At 58.1% G+C, this 19,575-nt stretch carries 14 protein-coding genes; 3 read left to right on the forward strand and 11 right to left on the reverse strand.

Going from position 1 to position 19,575, the window contains the following annotated elements; all coding sequences use genetic code 11:
* Nucleotides 1-66 precede the first annotated feature (66 nt).
* From ACP2AU_RS12130 to ACP2AU_RS12145, 4 genes are all read right to left on the reverse strand, one after another.
* Entirely contained in the window at nucleotides 67-828 is a 762-nt protein-coding gene (locus ACP2AU_RS12130) for an SDR family oxidoreductase (protein ID WP_426376463.1), read from the reverse strand.
* Nucleotides 829-895: 67 nt separating this feature from the next.
* The gene (locus tag ACP2AU_RS12135) at nucleotides 896-2,101 is read right to left on the reverse strand and encodes a CynX/NimT family MFS transporter (RefSeq protein ID WP_426376464.1); all 1,206 of its coding nucleotides are present in this window, start codon (nucleotides 2,099-2,101) and stop codon (nucleotides 896-898) included.
* Between the two features lie 75 nt (nucleotides 2,102-2,176).
* On the reverse strand, nucleotides 2,177-3,208 hold the full coding sequence (locus ACP2AU_RS12140) for a hypothetical protein (protein WP_426376465.1): 1,032 nt from the start codon (nucleotides 3,206-3,208) through the stop codon (nucleotides 2,177-2,179).
* Between the two features lie 23 nt (nucleotides 3,209-3,231).
* A complete protein-coding gene (locus ACP2AU_RS12145; protein ID WP_426376466.1) occupies nucleotides 3,232-4,707 on the reverse strand; it encodes a DUF3360 family protein in 1,476 nt (491 codons plus the stop codon).
* A gap of 215 nt (nucleotides 4,708-4,922) precedes the next feature.
* Between ACP2AU_RS12145 and ACP2AU_RS12150 the strand changes: the two genes are divergently transcribed.
* The gene (locus tag ACP2AU_RS12150) at nucleotides 4,923-6,764 is read left to right on the forward strand and encodes a diguanylate cyclase domain-containing protein (RefSeq protein WP_426376467.1); all 1,842 of its coding nucleotides are present in this window, start codon (nucleotides 4,923-4,925) and stop codon (nucleotides 6,762-6,764) included.
* A gap of 73 nt (nucleotides 6,765-6,837) precedes the next feature.
* Here the strand turns inward: ACP2AU_RS12150 and ACP2AU_RS12155 are convergent, their stop codons facing one another.
* From ACP2AU_RS12155 to ACP2AU_RS12180, 6 genes are all read right to left on the reverse strand, one after another.
* A complete protein-coding gene (locus tag ACP2AU_RS12155; RefSeq protein ID WP_426376468.1) occupies nucleotides 6,838-9,876 on the reverse strand; it encodes an efflux RND transporter permease subunit in 3,039 nt (1,012 codons plus the stop codon).
* The gene (locus tag ACP2AU_RS12160; protein ID WP_426376469.1) at nucleotides 9,876-10,955 is read right to left on the reverse strand and encodes an efflux RND transporter periplasmic adaptor subunit; all 1,080 of its coding nucleotides are present in this window, start codon (nucleotides 10,953-10,955) and stop codon (nucleotides 9,876-9,878) included. The genes ACP2AU_RS12155 and ACP2AU_RS12160 overlap by 1 nt, the downstream gene beginning before the upstream one ends.
* 203 nt (nucleotides 10,956-11,158) lie before the next feature.
* Complete coding sequence (locus ACP2AU_RS12165; RefSeq protein ID WP_426376470.1) at nucleotides 11,159-11,785, reverse strand: condensin complex protein MksE; 627 nt, start codon at nucleotides 11,783-11,785, stop codon at nucleotides 11,159-11,161.
* Nucleotides 11,778-13,205, reverse strand: a complete 1,428-nt coding sequence (locus tag ACP2AU_RS12170; protein WP_426376471.1) for a hypothetical protein — start codon at nucleotides 13,203-13,205, stop codon at nucleotides 11,778-11,780. Before ACP2AU_RS12170 ends, ACP2AU_RS12165 begins: the two co-directional genes overlap by 8 nt.
* The gene (locus ACP2AU_RS12175; RefSeq protein WP_426376472.1) at nucleotides 13,198-16,137 is read right to left on the reverse strand and encodes a hypothetical protein; all 2,940 of its coding nucleotides are present in this window, start codon (nucleotides 16,135-16,137) and stop codon (nucleotides 13,198-13,200) included. Before ACP2AU_RS12175 ends, ACP2AU_RS12170 begins: the two co-directional genes overlap by 8 nt.
* Nucleotides 16,130-16,300 (reverse strand): hypothetical protein, encoded by a 171-nt coding sequence (locus ACP2AU_RS12180; RefSeq protein ID WP_426376473.1) that lies wholly within the window; start codon nucleotides 16,298-16,300, stop codon nucleotides 16,130-16,132. The genes ACP2AU_RS12175 and ACP2AU_RS12180 overlap by 8 nt, the downstream gene beginning before the upstream one ends.
* A gap of 58 nt (nucleotides 16,301-16,358) precedes the next feature.
* Between ACP2AU_RS12180 and ACP2AU_RS12185 the strand changes: the two genes are divergently transcribed.
* Nucleotides 16,359-17,006, forward strand: a complete 648-nt coding sequence (locus tag ACP2AU_RS12185; RefSeq protein WP_426376474.1) for an MBL fold metallo-hydrolase — start codon at nucleotides 16,359-16,361, stop codon at nucleotides 17,004-17,006.
* 23 nt (nucleotides 17,007-17,029) lie between these two features.
* Here ACP2AU_RS12185 and ACP2AU_RS12190 read toward each other — a convergent pair whose 3' ends face one another.
* Nucleotides 17,030-18,646, reverse strand: a complete 1,617-nt coding sequence (locus ACP2AU_RS12190) for a methyl-accepting chemotaxis protein (protein WP_426376475.1) — start codon at nucleotides 18,644-18,646, stop codon at nucleotides 17,030-17,032.
* A gap of 268 nt (nucleotides 18,647-18,914) precedes the next feature.
* Here ACP2AU_RS12190 and ACP2AU_RS12195 point away from each other — a divergent pair, with 268 nt between their 5' ends.
* Nucleotides 18,915-19,574, forward strand: a complete 660-nt coding sequence (locus ACP2AU_RS12195) for a hypothetical protein (protein WP_426376476.1) — start codon at nucleotides 18,915-18,917, stop codon at nucleotides 19,572-19,574.
* The last annotated feature ends 1 nt before the right edge of the window (nucleotide 19,575 follow it).

Consider the following 19,575-nt stretch of genomic DNA (forward strand, 5'->3'; position numbering starts at 1 on the left):
TCTCCATGGGATATGGGGGAGCTCCCGGTAAACATTAAGGGATTGTATGAGGCGGCGGTTTACCACTCACTCCTGGTAAATCATCTTACGTGTCATGCCGCCGTCTACGACAAAATTCTGGCCAGTCACGAATCCGGCCTCCGGCGAGATCAGGTACGCCACCAGCGAAGCCACATCTTCCGGCCTTCCAACCCGGCCAGCCGGATGCTGATCGTGATCCGACTCAGACAAGGTTTCTGCACAAGCGTCATCATCGCCCTGCCAGCTTTGGGTATCAATCCAGCCGGGGCTGATGCAATTCACCCGAACATCCGGGCCAAGACTCACCGCAAGCGCGTGCGTCAAAGCGACAATACCGCCTTTGGTAGCAGCGTAGGCTTCTGTATCCGGCTCGGACTGCATCGCCCGGGTCGAGGCGATGTTCACGATGGCACCACCGGAGTCTTTCAGAAAGGGGATCGCGTGCTTGGCTAGCAGAAACGGTCCGGTCAGGTTGATGTCCAGCCGCCGCTGCCATTGCGCCAGGCTGAGCGCCTCGACCGGGCCGGTGTGCGGGTCTGATATCCCCGCATTGTTGATGACGGCATCCAGCCTGCCAGCCCAGGTCACGGTATCTCGAATCATGCTGGTCACATCTGTTTCGGAACTGACATCCCCTTCAAGAAACAACAGATCGTGAGCTGATTCCCCCAAAAGCGCCTGGCCCGCCGGGGTATCGGTATCACAGAAAGCTACCCGCCACCCCGCATCCGCAAGATGCCGGACAATGCCCCGGCCTATTCCCCTGGCACCGCCGGTAACCAGAACTGCTTTCTGTGTACTATTCATGCTGCTTTTCCTCCACTGCGCCGGTGTCTTTGTGCTGGAATCGCCTGGCGTTACGGACATCCAGCCATCAATCCGCCTCCAGATGCCCCATTGCCCGTTGATAACCCGAGGGGGTAAAACGGAAAGACGCGACCAGCATTAACAGCAGGGTCATCAGCAACATTACCCAGGCTGCGTAAAACGAGCCTGTCAGTTCATGCAGTGCACCAGCGAGATAAGGCACGGTGGCTGTGATCATAAAACCGATCCCCTGCACAAACGCTGTCAATGCGCCCGCAAAGCCGGGATGAGACAGGTGATCCAGAGCCACCGTCAGCGTCAGTGAAAAACACGCGCCCAGGCCGGCACCAATCAGTGCGACCCAGACCGTAAGGGCCGCATCCGGGAAAAATACCAGACCACTGAACCCGATCAACTGCAGCACGACCGCAAGCAGCAACCAGGGCCGACGGTCCAGTCGTCCCGCTGACAGAGCCGGCGCGCCCAGGGCCGCCATCACCTGGAAAACTGTCATGATGCCGATCAAGTCTCCACTGTCCTGGGCGCTCCAGCCCAGCTCCTGGGCAAACGAAGGCAACCAGGCGATCATGCAGGCATAGCCACCGTTCGCCAAGCCGAAGTAACCGGCCAGCAACCAGGCGCGCCTGTTGCGGAAAAAGTTAACAGCAACGCCCTTCCCGCCACCTTTGTCGCGCTCCGATGGCCGGGTGTGCCAGAGCAAAATCGCGAGCACTGCGGGTAATGCGAAGACACCCAGCCCCCACTGCCAGCTGTCGTAATAATCCGCCACGATCGGGCTGACGGTCGCCGCCAGACCGCCTCCGGCCATCAAAGACGCGGAATACACGCCCATCGCCACGGGTACATTGGCAGAGTACCAGCGCTTTACCACACCCGGAGCCAGTGCCTGAACGACGGCCACACCGGTACCGGCAACCACCGTACTGGCAATCAACGTGCCGCCATCGGTTACCCCAAAGCGCCACAAGTTACCCAGCGCAATGGCTAACAAGCCTCCCTGAATCCAGACGGTTTCACGAAACCGCCAGCCCAGCCAGGGCAGCAGCAGCGGGAAAACGCCCATACAGAACATCGGCAGCACTGTCAGCAGCGACAACGATTGCAGGCCCAGGCCGGTGGTCTCTTGTATGGCACCCAACAAGGGCCCTGTGGCGGTCATCATGGGCCGAAGGTTTACGGCCAGGCCGGCAATAATCAATAACGGCCACAGGCGCGCCAGAGCACCATAGGATCTGTCGTAATCGGTATGCATAGGTCGTTCCGGGAGTTAAATGACTTTGAATGCGTGGCGATTGTTACGCAGAGCCGAGCCGATACGGCAAAGGATCTATATCAGACCAACTCTACGCCGGGGCAGAAACCGGACGCAGAACCGAAACAGCCAGCGTGTCAGCAGCAACAGGGGCAGCAGTACCAAAAACCAGGCCGGAACCTGAACAGCCCAGGGCGGCACGCCAAGCACCGTGGCTATGCCCGCAAACAGATCGTTCAGCAAGGCCGGATGTTTCACCACCACGTAGGCCAGCGCTGCGATAGCCGGCCATCGGGCATTGCTGACCATGATGGACGCCATGCGCCCTGCCCTGGCAAGGCGCGAAGAATAAGCCGCAGAGCGCGCACTCACCGTTGCTCCCCTGCTGGCAGAGGCGGCCGCCCTGCCCGCTTTCAGGAATTTGGCGGCACTCCCGATCAAAAGCACATCGACAGCGGCCCAACCCACATCCTCGGCCCGGATCGGCTGGTCGGTCCGATAACGGGATTCCAGGGTGCGGATGCCTCTGGTGAAAAACTGCACAAGGCCTTCGGATATCCGCTCGGTCCAGATCCAGTGGACTTTACCATCCGGACCCACCTCGAACTGTCCGGTAAAGTCCTGACCTTCCTTGTTGACGAAATTGATGGCATACCAGGCTCGCTCAGCGGCGCTTAGCGGGCGGCCGGTGCCCGCCACCCGGTTGATCAACTCGACAGAGCCAACCGAAGCCCGATAGAAATGCATAACCGGTGGGATGAGGTATTCGCCGTGAGCGCTCAGCGCTTTCTGGAATTCCGCTTCCGTGCCGAAAAGCTCCATCAGAAAGCGGGCATCTTCCGGGTAGACGTGCAAAGCCGCACGGGCCTTGAGCAGGAGCAAAGGATCATCGCGATAGTCCAGCAGCAGCGCCTGAATGGCCAGAGGCTGCTGCAACAGCCCGGACCCGGCACCGAAAGCATCCTGTGCCTGTAACCGCACCATACGTTCTTCGATTGGCTGCGGCTTCAAACTCACAGCAATAAGCACGGCACCGGCCAGCGCGAAAAGCGCCAGCCACAGAGTTCGCCGTCTTTGCCGCGAGCGGAACAGCGCAGGCTCCGTCATTCCATGCTCCTGCCGGGAAAACCTCAGTCTACACGGAAAGTCTCCAGCATGGGGGCGATGCCGGGGAACATACCGATGGCGAGCATAACCGCGCACAGAATCACAAACACCAGCCCGGGGATAATCCACCGGCCAGTGTGGCCCAGCTCCTTGCCGCGTTCTTTGCAGCCAATCAGCCCCAGGTTATCCAGCAGTACCGTCAGTGACCAGCCGAACACCGGGTTCACAAGGGCTGAAGCAAAAATCACCACAGCGGCCGATTCGGTGGTCTTGCCTTTACGGGTCATTTGCATACCCGCTTCCAGCAACGGCAGGAACACACCCACAATCAGCGCCACGCTGAGCACCGGCGGCCACACAGCCAGATCCATCGGATAGCCCAGCAATGCGGTTACCACGCACAGGATACCGGTCACAACGGCACCGGCGGCAATCGGGCGCTTGGCAATGGCCGCCGGCACAATATACGTGCCCCAGGAAGAGGTAATATTGCCGCCGCCCAGCAGCGTTCCCACCACCTGGCGTGCCGACGCCGATACCATGGTATCGTCGATGCTCATCAACACCCGCTCCGTCCTGGGTGGGTAATTGAGTTTCTGGAACACCTGGTGCCCCAGAAAATCCGGCGACCACATGGCCACCGCCAGCACGGCAAAGGGGGCAACCGCCAGAAAACTGTGCAGGTCGGGCCAGCCGAGCTGCCAGCCTGTGTTTTCACCCCACCAGTAGGTTGGGTCCATGTTGGGGATACCAGGCTCGGTCACGAACTCGAACGGGGCACCCAACGCGAAGGCAATCACCGCTGCCAGAACCGACCCTAGCGGAATGGCCAGCCAGCGCATTTTGATATGCTCGAGCCACGCATACATCACGATTGTCGCCGCCACCACGATGAACGCCACGTATCCTTTGTCGAAGCCCTCTGCCCAGCCAAACAAACGATCGATCTGGCTGGTGATCCCGATAAAACCCAGATACAGCAGCAGACCGCCGCATACCCCGTTACTGGTCAAGCGCGCCAGCAAACTGCCGCCCCGGGAAATCCCCAGCAGAAAACCGAAAACCCCGATCAGAATACCCAGGGCCATCGGATGCCCCCCGGAGGCAACAATCAGCGGTATCAGGGGAATCAGGGGGCCGTGTGTTCCCGCCAGATTACTGGTGGGGTTCAGGAAACCGGAAATCAGTATTACAAAGAGCACCGCCGCAATGATCAACTCAAAGCGCACGTTCTCGGTGACAAACTCGGCCGACAGGCCCAGAGGCGCTGCGAAGGCGGCCACCACGGCTGCCACCATAACGACTTTGCCGATGGTTGCGGCCATCGCCGGCACAAGGTCTTCCCATTCGAAACGATAGTCCCGGAACGGTAGGTTAGGCTGCCATCGGCGGGGCGCCATAACCTGCAACTCATGGTCGAGGTAATCCTTGCGGGAGGTGAACTGTGATCTTGGTTTGCGGTCGGCCAGGTAACTGCTTTTGCTGTTTTTATCGGTCATGAATACTCGCACGTTGGAATTTTTGTGCGGGCGATGGTAGGGATCCGTTCGCGGTTGAACCATTGGGCCTTTGGCTAAAACAGAGACCTGGTGCACGCAACGTCGGGCAAACGTGTATTCGCATATGACATAAAACAACTGCTGATAGCGGCATTTATTGCTGAAAAGCTATAAGATATAGGCGTTTAATCGTCTCGGCTTTCGCAAGCGGCACTATGGACATTTTCGAGCAAAAACGGCGCATAATCACCGTCGCGATCGTTGCAGTGGTTCTCACCGGCATCATTATTGCCGCTGCGGTTTCTACGCCGCTGATTAACCAGATTCACAGCCAGGCATCGAGCTCGGCAAGCCAGGTGGCCAACGCGAAAGCAGCCGGTATCCAGGGGTTTCTCGACCGGCATCAGGAGCTGGCCCGCCAAACCGCCAGCCGCTCGGAACTGGCGCGGGCCATGGCAACCTATGCGAAGGGCGACATCACTCCTGAGGCCCTGGCAGACTTCTCACGGCCGAGACTCGAAGACGCCGCCCGACGAATCGACAACCTCGTTGCATTGATACGCTACGATGCCTCGGGCAAGGAAATCGTTCGCGTCGGCCAGTTTAAAGACCAGATACCCACCAACATAAACTTGCCCTCAAGACTGGATATCCGGGGCTATACGTTGGCCGCCGACAATTCCGCAACGCCCTTGCTCCACGCGTCTGCCCCCATCATCACGGATGAGAAAATCGTGGGCTACGACTTGCTGTTATTCGATCTTGCACCACTGAAACCAACGTTCGAGGTGGGTGACGACTCCAGCCTGTGCCTGGTGGACACCAATAGAACGCGGCGACTGGCACTCACCCCAACCGGCCAGCGGCTGCAACTGTCGGCGCCGGAGGGTTGCCTGGCAACCGCCGATAACCCCGATGTCGCAGACTCCGACTTTTTCCGGACATCACTCTCCGATGGCACCCGCGTTCTGGCCTTTATTCGTCCACTGGACGGATACCCCTGGGAAGTGCACATGAACTCCCGGATTTCCAAGGTCTTTGAAGAGGTCATCGAGGACATCGTGGTCAGCGTCGCGCTCATCCTTCTGTTATCGGCGGTGGCCGGCGCCATCGTCTGGTGGTCACTCAACCCTGTGGTCCACGCCTTGATCAATCAGGCATCGCAAATTGCCCGCTCGGCCGAAGAGCTCAGGCTCGCCCAACAGGTTTTCAGCCATACCCATGAAGCCATCGTGATTTGCGACCCCGGTTTACGGGTGATTCGCGCCAATCCGGCCTTTCAGGACATCACTGGCGCAACGGCGAAGGCACTCAAAAACGCCAACCTGATGGCGTTTATCGACTGCGACCGAGGCAAGAACATCAGTCGTGCCGAAATCCAGCGCCACTTGCTGGCCGAGAACGCCTGGCAGGGTGAAGTCTGGCTGAACGGTCCCGAGGCCGAGGCCTCCCCTAACCTGCTCACCATTTCACCGGTGCGTAACACCCGGGGCCAGATCCAACAATTAATTCTCACGTTCAGCGATATCACGGCGAGGGTAAGAGCCGAACGACAAATGTTCAGGCTCGCACATTTCGACAAGCTCACCGGACTGCCCAACCGGACCGCCCTGGACACCCATCTGGAACAGGCGATTGAACAGGCGCGGCGCCAGCATCATCAATTTGCGCTGATGTTTCTGGACCTGGATAAATTCAAAGCCGTCAACGATACCCTGGGGCACCAGGCCGGCGACGAGGTACTCCAGAACGTCGCCCGGCGGCTAAAACACACGGTGCGGGCAGACGACGTTGTGGGGCGTCGCGGTGGTGATGAATTCCTGATTATTACCGGCCCCCTGGATGACCACGAAGATACTCGCCTGATTGCCCGTAAAATGATCGAGGCCCTTAACCAGCCGTTTCATATTCAGGGACAGAAGGCCCGCATTGGTGCGTCTGTGGGCATCGCGCTCTACCCACACGACGGCCAGACTGCCGGGGAGCTCCAGGCCAACGCAGACCAGGCTATGTATTCGGTGAAAACCAGCGGCCGGAATAACCTGGCTTTCGCCTGACGCTCTCCAGCTCTGGCCTGCTCCTGAATTCAGAAGCCTCAGGACATACAGGCCAGAAAAGCCGGGAAAGTGATCAGGGCGTGCGAATCCGGAACAGCACGGAATAGAGCAACGGAATAACCACCAGGGTCAGTGCCGTTGCGAACAGCAACCCGAACATGATGGTCACGGCCATGCTCTTGAAAAACGGATCCATCAGCAAGGGCGCAACCCCGAGTATGGTGGTCAGAGCACCGAGCACAACCGGCCGTGCCCGTGCAAGGGCAGCCTGAACCACAGCGTTGAACGGTTCGATACCGGCACGGATGTCATTGTCGGCCTGATCAACAAGCACGATTGCGTTCTTCACCATCATCCCGATCAGGCTGAGAAAACCGAGTATCGCCATGAACTCGAACGCCGCCTGGAAAGACGCCAGCCCGACAACCACGCCAACCACCGCAAAAGGCACCGTTAGCCAGATCACCAGGGGTTGGCGGATCGCATTGAACATGAACACCACCACCAGAATCATGGCTGCAAACCCGTAGGGTGCAGACACGGCGAGGCCCTCATTGGCATCGTTGGAGGCCTTGTATTCCCCATACCAGGTCAGATCATAACCTGGCGGCCGTTCGAGGGATTCGATCTTGCCGCGAACCGCGTTGAATGCCTCGGCCGTTACCACGCCGGGAGCCGGATCGGCCTGAACCATAATTGTCGGCTCGCGATCAATCCGGCGAATCATCGCATCCTGCCAATTGACCGTCATGCGCTCGGTCAGCTCACTGATCGGCACTGATGCGCCCAACTTCGGGCTGAATACCTTGATGCTTTCCAGCACGCGGTCGCGCTGCCGTTCATCCAATGGCGCCCTCACAATCAGCGGAATCAGGTCGTCTCCCTCGCGGTACTGGCCGACGGCGCGCCCGTTCAGCGTTTGTGCCATCGCCTGGTTGAGTTCGACGCTGGTCAACCCAAGTTTCTGAAGCAGGGAGTGATCGTATACCGGCACCACAACCGGCACTTGCTGGCGCCAGTCATCCTGCACCGCAATCAGACGACTTTCCTCTTCCATCACCGCTTTCGCCCGCTCGGCAAGCTCACGCAGCACGGCCGAATCCGGCCCACTAAAGGCCGCCTCTATTTTCTTGCCACCGCCACGGCCGAGCATGAATTTCCAGACTTTTATCGAAGCATCGGGGTACCGCGCCGTTAGCTTATCCTGCAACACCGGAATCAGCGGGGAGATTGCCTTGGCATCGTCGACATCAATCAGCAGCTGCCCGTACGCAGAGTTCCTGGGTTCCGGCGAATAGGTCAGCATAAAGCGTAAACCGCCACCACCAATAAAGGAGGTGACATCGGTTATCCCATCGTGTTCCGCCACATCACTTGCGATACCGCCCAACACTTCCTCGGTTTGGGAGATGTCGGAACCTTGCGGCAGATACACGTCGATCACAAACTGAGCGCGCTGGGACTCCGGCATGAAACCCGGTGGCACCAGGCTGGTACCAGCCATCCCGCCCGCGAACAGAACCAACAGCACCAGCCCGGTTGTCTTGCGGTGCCCCAAAACCCAGTGCAGCAAACTGCGATAGCCACGTAAAACCGGGCCTTCGGTTGCTGTCGTGTCGGTTTCCTTAACCGTCAGGAATTGATAGCACAGCATTGGGATAACCGTCACCGAGAGGATCCAGCTGAGCAACATCGAATACAGAATGACCCAGAACAGCGAGCCGGCGTATTCGCCCATATCGCTTGGTGAGAGTCCGATTGCGCTGAACGCCAGAACCCCCACTATCGTCCCGCCCAGCAGCGGCCACTTGGTGGACTGGACCACCTCGATCACGGCTTTGTAGCGGTCTTCACCTTGTCGGAGTCTGACCAGGGCCCCGTCGGTCACCACGATCGCGTTATCCACCAGCATACCGAGCGCAATGATCAACGCCCCCAGGGAAACGCGCTGCATGGCAATGTTGTCCATGAGCATGATGATCAGCGTGCCGGCTACTGTCAGCAGCAGAACAAAACCGATGATGATGCCGGAACGCAAACCGATGAACGCCAGCAGAACAATGAAAACAATGACGACCGCCGCTGCCAGATTGGCAACAAAGTCAGACACTGAAGCCCGCACGGCATCAGACTGCACAGATACGGGATTCAGCGACATACCAACCGGTCGCTGATCGTCAATTTCAGCCAGCCGGGCTTTCACCGCATCGCCCATTTCAACCACGTTGCCGCCGGATATATTGGAAATACCGAGACCAATCGCCCGTTCACCGTTGTACTCCATCAGGAAGGGTGGCGGCTCCTGATACCCGCGCTCAACCGTGGCCACATCCTTCAGCCTGACGGTTTGCTCGTCACTGCCAATGCCCAGTGGAAGGTTTTGCAGTTGCTCAAACGAGCCCACGGCATTTTTCGGGATCACCGGCAGGCGCATGGGCCCGGCCCGGAGGTCACCGGCCACGGTAATACTGTTCTGCTTCTGCAATACCTGATAAACCTGTTCAGCCGTTACGCCGAGGTTTTCCAGCCTTTCACTCGAAATCTCGATATAAATACGATCCTCGCGCTGGCCAATGAGCGCGGTTTTCGCAACGCCGTCAACAAGCGCCAGGTCTTTGCTCAGAAAATCGGCGTACTCATGCAATTGCTTGCTGGTATAGCCAGGTGCGGTGATGGCATAAAACAGCGCATAGACATCGGCAAAGTCATCGTTGACAAACGACGGCCCGGCCCCGGAGGGCAGTGACCGCTGGGCGTCATTCACCTTGCGCCTGAGCTTGTCCCAAACCTGCTCCAGCTCGGCTTTGGTCTTGGCAAACGACAATTCGATCTCAACATTAACCTCAGAACGCCCTTGCATAGAGACCGAGGTAATCTCTTTTACCTCTTGCATGGTCTGGACGGCGGCTTCAATGGGGTCGGTTACCTCATCCGCCACATCCTGGGCACTGGCACCCTCGTAGGGCGTAATGATGACCGCTTTTCGAATGGTGAATTCGGGGTCTTCAAAGCGCCCCAGATTCATATAGCTGATGTAGCCACCCAGCAAGACCAGGAACACAATCACCCAGACACTGGTTCTTTTCTCGATTGCGAAGCGGGCGAAATCCATTACGGCTGCTCCTCGCTGTCGAGAGGCCGAACCTTCATGCCCTCGGTCAACGCGCCTACGCCAGCGGTGACAATGCGGTCGCCAGTGGCAAGGCCATCTTCCACAACCACCTGGTCATCCATCAGACGGCCTACCTCAACCAGCCGTTTCTCCACCTTGCCTTCGTCGCCAACAACCCAGACAAATTCGTCTCCGGTATTGGTTGGCACCACCGCCTGCACCGGCACCTGAATCACCGCTTCGCCCTCAGTGCCATCGCCAATGGCGTGTACCCGGGCATTCATACCCGGCAGCACGTTCTGGCCCTTGGTGTCGATGAGCTCCAATACCACCCGATAGGTCTGGGAAATCGAATCGGCTACCGGCGAGTAGCTTTTGTAAGACAGGGGCAGGCGAACCTCGCTTTCACCCTCAATCAGGGCATAGCCTCTTCTCTGGCTTATCGGTTTCAGAAAAAACTTACTCGGGATATTAACAACCACTTCCAGCTGCTCAAGATCGTTCAGCACGTAAACGGTCTGGCCGGCATTAACATTCTGAAAATTACTGACGACTTTCTGTGCAATAACACCGGTAAACGGCGCCTGCAAACGACTGTTATCGAGATCCTGGCGAGCATTCGAGAGCCGGTTTCTGGCCAGGTCCCGCTGCGCCTTCAATTTCTCCAGATCCGCTTTGGCGATCGCCTGGGTCGATTCGAAAATCTGAAGACCACGTTGATAGTCCGCCTGCGCTTTATCGAACTCGACTTTTGCCGAATCAACCGCTCTGAGGAATTCTTCTTGTTCGAGCTCCGCCAGCACCTCTCCGGCCTGAACCTTGTCGCCTTCCTCCACCGTCATCGTTGTGAGCTTTCCGGGCACTCGAAACGCCAGATCCGCTCTCTCTGCGGCACGAACAACACCGCTGAAGCTCATGCTACCCATGCCTTCGGGATTGATGGTCATAATCGCAGCAGGCCGAGCGGACGCTGGCTTGGCCGGCTCCACATCGGGCGTATCGCCGGAACAGCCCGCCAAAAACACACCTAACGCTACGACCGCAACAAACACACTTTTGCCGGTAAGCAAACGACTCATGGTTCTCTTTCCTCTCATTCTCGCGACTCCGCACGGCGGTGTTCGACCTGGCATCATCCGTCCCCAGCCCGGTCCGAACGGTCAATTTATCGGCCTGCCACCATTGAACATCCCACAAACGACCCTGATTTTAGTCAATCATACCGTGTGAGGCAGGCAATATACATACATACATGAATGTATAAACCGAAACGCAACGTTGGTTAACTCTGCTCAAATTCCCGTACCAGCTCACGCAGAAAATAGCAGCCAGCGGAACTCAGGAAGTAATGAACCGCTCCCGAGCGAAAAAGCAGATTGCGTTTGAGCAGGTATTCCAACGCCTCGGCAAGACCTTTTTCGAAGCGTGCAGCCCTCAGAATTTCCTGATATTCCTCGTCGTCTGCCAGCGCAGCAAGATCCTGCTCATTCAAGCCCGCATCCGGGCGCCCCAGATACTCCAGATCCCGCCCGCTGCGCGCGAAATAACGCCCGATCAGCAGCAATACCACCTGCACCCGGAAAGCATTCTCGTCGTGCTCTTCACTCTCGTCGTCACTGCTTTCCTTGAGAAAGAAAAACGCACCGGTTTCGTTGAACACCAATTCGCTGCCCAGGTGCTCGTAGAAGGTCCGGAAATGGGACAGGTGGTTGTACAGCAGATTGTAGAGCGGATTGGCACGCAGCTCGGAGCGGTTGCTGTCCCACACATCCCGCACAATCACCCGGCCGGCCTGGAATTCCCGGTAAATGGCGGCGCTCCGGGCCGGCAGGATCTGCTCGAAGCTGGACGAACCTTGTGAATGGTCCACGGATTCCTTTGTTTCCATCGCGTCAGAGAATTCAGGCATGGTGTTGCTCTTCTTGATTGGTCTCGGTATCGGTTTCCAGGCGGCGCTTGCGATAGACAAACTGCTCGCTGTCGGATGACTGATCCAGGATTCGAAAACGGTTGGTGGTCACCACCTGCAGGCCTTCCGGCGGCGAGTTGACCAGCCGGTTCAACGCCGCCAGCAGGTCCGGAAAACGATAGCCGGGGACAAAACCGTCCAGGCGACCGTGCAGCTCCCGCACCAGATCCGTGGTGGGCCGAAGCTCCAGAGTCTCCAGCCATTGATAGAGCTGGTTGATGCGCTGGACATCAATCCGGGTGTGCTTGCCGCTGCCATCCACTTGCTGCAAAACCGGTACTTCAGCCTTGCGGCGGAGGTCGTTCAGGCGCAAGTCCAGTTCGCTGAACAACAGCTGGTAGTAGCTGGACGATTCGCCGAAGGCGTAATGTTTGGGGCGTTGCTGGGCCCGAAGGCCCACCAGAAAGCCGGTGCTGCGGGCAAAATCGCCACCTTCCAGCCACTTTCGTTTCAGGCTGAGGGTCTCGGTTTCGTCCTTGAGTTCCTGCAGCTTGCCGTAGAAATGCTCCATGGCGTTGTACTGGACCATGCCCTGGCGCGTCTTGCGCAGGAAGTGTTCCACCTCCTGGGCCACCGCCTGAATGGGTTTGTACAGGGCGTTCAGGCTGATGGAGGAACGGAACAACTGGTCTGCCAGGCTGTGATCGCCGTGATTTTCCAGCAACCGCACCATCGCTTCCAGGGTCTCGAACAGGTTGCTGCCATCCGGCAGCCGGGTATCCGGGTTCAGAAACACCAGAGTCGGCTTGATGTGGCGTTCGTACAGGGTCACGATCTGCTCGAACAGGTTCTGGCGGAACTCCAGGAATTTCTCAGGCGCCCGACTGGCGTCACCAGATAAATCCGCAAGCTGGGCACTGATGGTCTGCATGCGCAGCACGTTCTGGCGCAGTAAGCCGATGAGCTGACTGACCCGTTCGTTCAGATCATCCCTCAATTCGGTGTAGTCCGGGTCCGCGTCACTGAAACTACTGGTTTCCAGGCGATTCCGCACATCCCGCAGAGTCACCAGATGGCCCCGCAGGCGGGCATCGGTCAGTTCTTGGTAAAGCGATGCGTTACAGGCCCGCATCAGGTTGATCAGTGCATCCTGGAACACCAGGCGACGCTCTCCTTCGGCCTTGATGATGTCGATCACCAGACCGCTGCGGAACAGATTGTCGGTATTCAGCGCAAAACGCACCCGATCCCGATCGGCATTGCCAAGGGCACGGGTGTAGTCCATCACCTCGGCTACCAGATCGCTCTCGCGGATATACCGGGCTTCATTCCGGTCCATCCGTTCAATCATCCGGAACAGAATCTTCGGGTGCTCGAACAGCAGCCGGGTGGTGTCCAGGGTGCTGAAGCGTTTACTCATCCACCGGCTCCAGCAGATTGTTCTGGGTCTGGTCCGCCCAGTGGCTCAGGGGCTCGCCGTTGGTGAAGCCTTCCGCCCCACCCCAGAACACCAGGGTGCGCTGCGGGCTGTAGGGCCGCGCGGTGCGCATCTGTCCGACTTCCAGGTGCCGGCCGATCAGGTAAATCATCTCCGCGCTGGCGCTGTGGGTGGCTGCCGAGAACAGGTTGAAGCCCTGCTTGCGGAGACGCTCCAGCAGTGAGGGCATCTGGCTGATGTCCACGCTGGCCAGCTCGTCCAGCACCATGGGGAACGACAACTGAACGCCCGGGTACAGCACCCGCTTCAGCAGCCGGTATACCAGTTCCAGATTGATCAGGGCGGTGGTCGAGGTGGACTGGCCCTTCTTGTCCAGATTCGCGGCGTTTTCCTTTCGGGTGCGGTAGGAAATGCCGGTGATCACCTTGTCCATGGTCAGGCGCTTGCTACCGCCCTCCCCGAAAAAGTCCGCCACGAACACCCGTAAACGGTCATAGAACGCATCCGATTGCAGCTGGTTGCCATAGGGATCGATGTTGTTGGCTTCTTCCACCAGATTGCGGAATTTCGGATCGGTGTGGATGTCGACCCGGATTTCCACCAGGTCGTTGATGCGCACGCCCTCCAGCTCGCGGTTCAGCTGTGCTTCAAAACGGGCAATGTGTTCGTGGTTGGATTTCAGGGCCTGCCGGTAGCTGGCCACGGTTTCGTTGTGGATGCCAACCTGCTGCTCCAGCACATTCCAGCGCTCGGCCATGCCGGCAAACCGATCCGACAGGCTTTTGAAGGTCTCACGGATCACGGAGGACGCCGGGCTGTCTTTCTGCAATTCGCCTTCCGTGTCTTCGTGGATGCCGAGATAAACAAACTGGCGCAGGTGGTCGAGGATGCTGCGCCTACGCTCTTCCAGGTCGTCCAGCTGGGTTTGCAGGTCGTCGAAAGCAGCAACAGACACCTGCTCAATCACCAGCGGCTGCTCGGCTTCCACCGCTTTCAGATGCGGAAAACGGTGCTCTACCGTGCCAACGCTGCGGCTCAGACCCGCCAGCTCACGCTCCCGCTCTTCGATACGCTCTTTGTCGGCCCTGGCTTTGGCGGCCTTCTGCTGAACCGCATCCTGCTTCTCCTGCTCCAGCCGGGCCTGTTCTTCCAGCTTCGCCAGCTGCTCTTCCGCCGCCTGCTTTTCCTCAGTGGCATCCCGAAGGGTGGTCGCGGCGGCCGGGTAACGGCTCAGGGTATCCAGATCCTTCTCGATGGCACGGATTTCTTTTTCTGTACGCTCTATCAACTGTGGCCGGTCATGTTCCTGGTTGGCAGTGTCTGCCAGCTCCGCCCGTTCCTTTTCCATGCCACGCAGCTCACCTTCAATATGCCGGCGCTGCTCTGCGAAGTCGGTCTGCCGGGCCGGCTGGGCCTGGTATTCGGCATCGAACCAGTCAAAGCCTTTGTCATTGGGCACAAACAGCCGGGCAAACGCTTCGATGGCCGCCTTGCTGTCCGCATCCAGATCCTGGCCCGGGCTGGCCATCACCAACCGGGGGTCTACGGCCCGCAGCGGTGCGGCGGTAGCCTCGTCCAGCTGGTTCTGAAGCTGCCAATGTTGCTTGCTTTCCCGTTCCTTCAGGGATTCCAGCTTGCGCTCGAGTTCCTGCTTCTTTTTCTGGATCTGCTCCAGCCGGATCTCGGCCTGGGCGGCACTTTTCAGGGCGGCCAGATGCCCTTTCTTGCTATCGAGTTCCTCTTTCAGGATGTCCTCGATCTCCTGGAGAGTCATCTCCCCGTACTGGGACACCAGCAAATCGCCATCTTTCTGGTTCTGCTCGGCCTGCTTGATGCGCCGATCAGCGGAACGGATCTCGCCCTTCAGGCCGCTGGCGTCCTGCTCCAGCTTTTTCAGGGCCTGCAGCACATGGCGCAGCGTCTCGTTCTGCTCGTTGAACGCCTCCACCGCGGCTTTACGCCTTGCGCCAATGTCCTGCAGAGCATGGCTCACACCATCGCGAAACGCGGCAAAATCATGCTGACTGCGAAGCAAGGTCTGGTAGGCCTGATGATCCCTTTGCAGCTTCTCGAACCGTGAGCGCTCTTTTTCGATCTGGTTCAGCTGGATTTGCTGTTGTTTCAGCTGATCGTGCCGGTTGAGAAACTCATCGATGTTGAAATCGAAGGCGTCATCGGCAAACTTTTTGTCCGCCTCGATGATGCTGGCCACCGCATTGGACATGGCCTGATCGTCTGCCTTCATTTCAAACAGCAACAGAATCAGTGTGCGCAAAGACTGCACCCGGCGCTCGTCCGACTCACCCAGGGGCAGTACGGAATAGCGCACCGCATCGGCGTTCATCAGCTCGCTGCTGTACAGCATCTGTTTGAGCTTGGCCGGGTCATTCACCAGTCGGGTGTCTTTGGAGAACTTCTTCAGCGCCTCGGATAAACGGCTGAACGACAGCTCCGGCACCGCCTGGCCGATTCCGTCCTCGTCATCCCCATTCCAGAACAGGGGCCGCAGCTGGTCGTAACCCACCGGCACGAAAGCGCGGCCATAGCTGAGCTGGCTGGCACTGTCCCGGTACAGAATCTGGCAATGCACCCCGGCCGGGTTTTCCGCTTCCATGATCAGGAAGCTGAACTGACTGGGAAAGTAATGCTGATAGCTTTCCTCGTTGGAATAGAAACTGCCCGCACTGGCATTGCGGAAGGCAAATTTCTTGCGGCTGTTCTTGAAGTTGTTTTCCGGCAGCAGGAACAGCCGCAGGGAATTCAGCAGACTAGACTTGCCCAGATTGCCGGGGCCCAGGATCAGGCCATGGTTGTCCACCGGAATTTCCACGTAACAGAAGCCGGCGGAATCCACCAGCACCAGGCGACGGATACCAAAATTGAAATTGCCCGGGCTTCCCTGGGAGTCACTCATCCAGAATTATCTCCTGTTCCATGAATTTGCCAGCGGCGAGGAAAACCCGCGCCCGCGACACAAACCCAAGATCTTCCGCCAGCATGATGGCCTTTGTAAACCTTTCGCCAGCGTCTTTGAGGAAGCAATACTCCGAAGGACGTTCACCAGGCGGTCGATCCATGGCTCACCTGTAACGGCCTTGGTAAACTTGCAGAAAAGTTTACAACCCGAGGCAGACTATGTCCCTGAAGTATCGCGTGGTTCCCGTCACCCCCTTTGAACAGAACTGCACCCTGCTCTGGTGTACTGAAACCCACAAGGCAGCAGTGGTCGACCCGGGCGGCGACCTGGGCCGGATTCGTGCAGCTGTTGACGCTGAAGGCCTCGCCCTGGAAAAAGTCCTGCTTACTCATGCACACATTGACCACGCCGGCGGCACGGCGGAGTTGGCCAAATCCGCCGGGCTGCCCATTGAGGGGCCACACATCGAGGATAACTTCTGGATTCAGGGGCTGGCCATGCAGGCACAGATGTTCGGTTTTCCGGCGCCGGAGGTGTTTACGCCCAACCGCTGGCTGGAAGATGGCGACACCGTGGCGGTAGGCAATGAAACCCTGGAAGTACTCCACACGCCAGGCCATACGCCGGGCCATGTCGTGTTTTTTCATCGCGGATCAAAGCTGGCCCAGGTGGGCGATGTGCTGTTCAATGGCTCGATTGGCCGTACGGATTTCCCGAAAGGCGATTACAACACCCTGATTCATTCTATCCGGGAAAAGCTGTTTCCACTCGGAGACGATGTCAGCTTTATCTGCGGCCACGGGCCGATGTCGACGTTCGGCCGGGAACGGGCCAGCAACCCGTTCGTATCAGATCACCGGGGCTGAACGCCCCGGTCTTTCCTGCGCTCTCAGCTCTGCGACAGGCGGAACTGCTCGATGGTTTTCCGCAAGGTTTCTGCCATTGCCAGCAGGTCGCCGGCAATCTGTGCGGTCTCCTGAGCGTCGCTTGAGGTTTGCTCAGCCGAGCGGCTGATCTCAATGACGTTCTGATTGATGGAATCAGACACTTCACTCTGCTCGTTGGCCGCGCTCTCCATCTCCTCATTCAGGCCCGTAATTTCCCGAACGGCTGCGGCAATGGTCTGAAGCTCGGTTTCCACTTTCAGAATGGAGTCAACCTGATGCTGGGCAAGTTCAGAGGCGTGGCGCATGGTGCCCACACAATCCACCACCTCTTTTTTCAGGCCCTCAATGGTGGTACGAATCTCTTCGGTGGAAGTTTGGGTGCGGGAAGCAAGCGCCCGGACTTCGTCCGCAACCACCGCAAAGCCACGGCCCTGCTCGCCTGCCCGGGCCGCTTCGATGGCCGCGTTCAGGGCCAGCAGGTTGGTCTGGTCGGCAATTTCCGATATCAGCTCAAGTCGTGAAGCCATTTCCATTGTACGCTGGTCCAGCTGCTCAATACGCTGGGCGCCGTTCTGCACTTCCGCATTGAGCGACTCGATTCCCTGAACCGCGTTCCGCGCCAGTTGCTCACCCGTTTCCGCCGAACTGGCTGTATCCGCCGATTTACGTGCCGTGGTGACGGCGTTTTCCCGCACCTGCACGGCTGAAGCGGCCATTTCGGTGGTGGCACTGGCTACCTGGTCGGTATTGTCCTTCTGGGCCAGCACTTCCCGCTCCGTGGTGTCTGCTTTATCGGCAATGGTGCGCGCAGCGGCCTCTACCTGCTCTGCGTTATCCATCACGGTATGCATACTGTCGCGGATTTTGGCAACCATGCGGTTGAACGCACGGGAAACAGATCCGATTTCGTCGTTGCGGGTTACCTCCAACTCAATGGACAGGTCTGAATTACGGGAGATCTCGTCCATCCGGTCGTGCAAACGGGCCAGGCGCGAGAACACTAGGCGGCCCAGCACCACCATGGTCAGCAGGAAAATAACCGCAAAAATCAGGATCTGGGTACCGCCACTGACCAGTAGCTGCTGTTGCAGTTTCGCATCGCTTTTCGCCAGGGAATAATCCACCCGGATCGCCCCGAGCACATCCCCCTCCTCGGCCTGATGGCACCCCAGACAGTTCACGCCCTGGTAGTTGGCGCTGGCCACCACGGGCTCAATGAGGGTATAGATACGGCCATCGTCGTTTTTCGAATAATGTTCCACTCGCTCGCCGTCAAGCGCCTTCATGTCCAGAGGCTCACGGCGCTGTTCGTCGGCATTCCCTGTTCCGTAAAGCGCGTTCAGCTGATCACTGCGAATCACCCGGACATCCAGCACATCGTCCGGGGCCATGACTTTTTCCCGCAGAACATCACGGTTGTTAATGGTTCCGGTCACCATCATGGTGTTCAGACCATCAAAAAAAGACTTTGCCAGCCCATCCACGTATTTGTGGCTGTATTCCTCCACGTGGGCCCGCTGCGACTGGGCACTGTAAACCACGGTGAATACCAGAATGACCGTGAAGGCCGCCGCCAGCGCTGCCAGCAGTAGAAACCGGATTGAGTATTGTTTTTTCATGTTACCCCGACAACTGGAGATGAGCTTTACATCCAAGATGTAGTGACGGCTAATTGACGCATAACTTTATAGATATGCATCAGTTTTTTTCTGACCTGGGTCATCCTGGCATCGACTGCGGAACACTCCTTGCAGTTTTTGACATTTGCCATGGGGACTCCCGGCAAAGCCATCGCCGAATTGGCCTGAAACCTGCTAGGGCACTCCGGTAGCGGATTATTCCGTGTCATCCGGCAAAGTTTTTCCGTTCAAAGGGAGCCAGGCAACCATGTCATTGCTGACATCACTGATACAGGCCAGCACACGCTTTCAGCAAGCCATGGACAACCGTGCAGCGCAGCCAGAGGCGCCCGAAGGGCAAATGAACAACACCCAACCGCCTGCTGCAGAATCTTCAAACCGCAATGACGACCGATTCACACCCTCGCACAGCCAGGATGCCTCCTCCCACAGCCAGAAAATCCGCCAGCTACCGTTAAGCCAGTACAAACAAACCGTTGCCCAGGATCTGTCTTATGTCCGGGAAACCCTCCGGCACAAGCTTGCCGAGTACAATGTGCACCCGGCAACCGCGCTGAGCGTAAGCAAAAATGAACAGGGGGGCCTTCAACTGGAGGGCAAACTTCCTGAACAGGTGCGGGAACAGATGCAACAGGATCTCGCCAATAACCGGGGCTTCGGCGACGCGCTAAAACGGCTGAGCGTGACCGAACCGACACTGCATTTTGTCGATAACGCCCTCAAGCTCAACCAGGCTTACGGCGTGAACAATTCCCTGCTGGACTCCCTGGTCAGCGAAAACCAGCAGTTCAACGGGCTTCAGGATGTGATTCACCGCTACGACAGTATGCGCCGCACGGCAGCGCCGACAGACACCGCCATAACGGCACAACAGCGCTACGCTTTCAGCCTGAACACCCGGGCCTGAA

Origin of the sequence: Marinobacter sp. VGCF2001 (genome assembly GCF_049943275.1) — a bacterium.
Classification (GTDB): domain Bacteria; phylum Pseudomonadota; class Gammaproteobacteria; order Pseudomonadales; family Oleiphilaceae; genus Marinobacter.

Bases quoted from the DNA above. Each gene is read 5' to 3' on its own strand.
- ACP2AU_RS12130 (WP_426376463.1), bottom strand. From the start codon at position 828: ATGAATAGTACACAGAAAGCAGTTCTGGTTACCGGCGGTGCCAGGGGA.
- ACP2AU_RS12135 (WP_426376464.1), bottom strand. From the start codon at position 2,101: ATGCATACCGATTACGACAGATCCTATGGTGCTCTGGCGCGCCTGTGG.
- ACP2AU_RS12140 (WP_426376465.1), bottom strand. From the start codon at position 3,208: ATGACGGAGCCTGCGCTGTTCCGCTCGCGGCAAAGACGGCGAACTCTG.
- ACP2AU_RS12145 (WP_426376466.1), bottom strand. From the start codon at position 4,707: ATGACCGATAAAAACAGCAAAAGCAGTTACCTGGCCGACCGCAAACCA.
- ACP2AU_RS12150 (WP_426376467.1), top strand. From the start codon at position 4,923: ATGGACATTTTCGAGCAAAAACGGCGCATAATCACCGTCGCGATCGTT.
- ACP2AU_RS12155 (WP_426376468.1), bottom strand. From the start codon at position 9,876: ATGGATTTCGCCCGCTTCGCAATCGAGAAAAGAACCAGTGTCTGGGTG.
- ACP2AU_RS12160 (WP_426376469.1), bottom strand. From the start codon at position 10,955: ATGAGTCGTTTGCTTACCGGCAAAAGTGTGTTTGTTGCGGTCGTAGCG.
- ACP2AU_RS12165 (WP_426376470.1), bottom strand. From the start codon at position 11,785: ATGCCTGAATTCTCTGACGCGATGGAAACAAAGGAATCCGTGGACCAT.
- ACP2AU_RS12170 (WP_426376471.1), bottom strand. From the start codon at position 13,205: ATGAGTAAACGCTTCAGCACCCTGGACACCACCCGGCTGCTGTTCGAG.
- ACP2AU_RS12175 (WP_426376472.1), bottom strand. From the start codon at position 16,137: ATGAGTGACTCCCAGGGAAGCCCGGGCAATTTCAATTTTGGTATCCGT.
- ACP2AU_RS12180 (WP_426376473.1), bottom strand. From the start codon at position 16,300: ATGGATCGACCGCCTGGTGAACGTCCTTCGGAGTATTGCTTCCTCAAA.
- ACP2AU_RS12185 (WP_426376474.1), top strand. From the start codon at position 16,359: ATGTCCCTGAAGTATCGCGTGGTTCCCGTCACCCCCTTTGAACAGAAC.
- ACP2AU_RS12190 (WP_426376475.1), bottom strand. From the start codon at position 18,646: ATGAAAAAACAATACTCAATCCGGTTTCTACTGCTGGCAGCGCTGGCG.
- ACP2AU_RS12195 (WP_426376476.1), top strand. From the start codon at position 18,915: ATGTCATTGCTGACATCACTGATACAGGCCAGCACACGCTTTCAGCAA.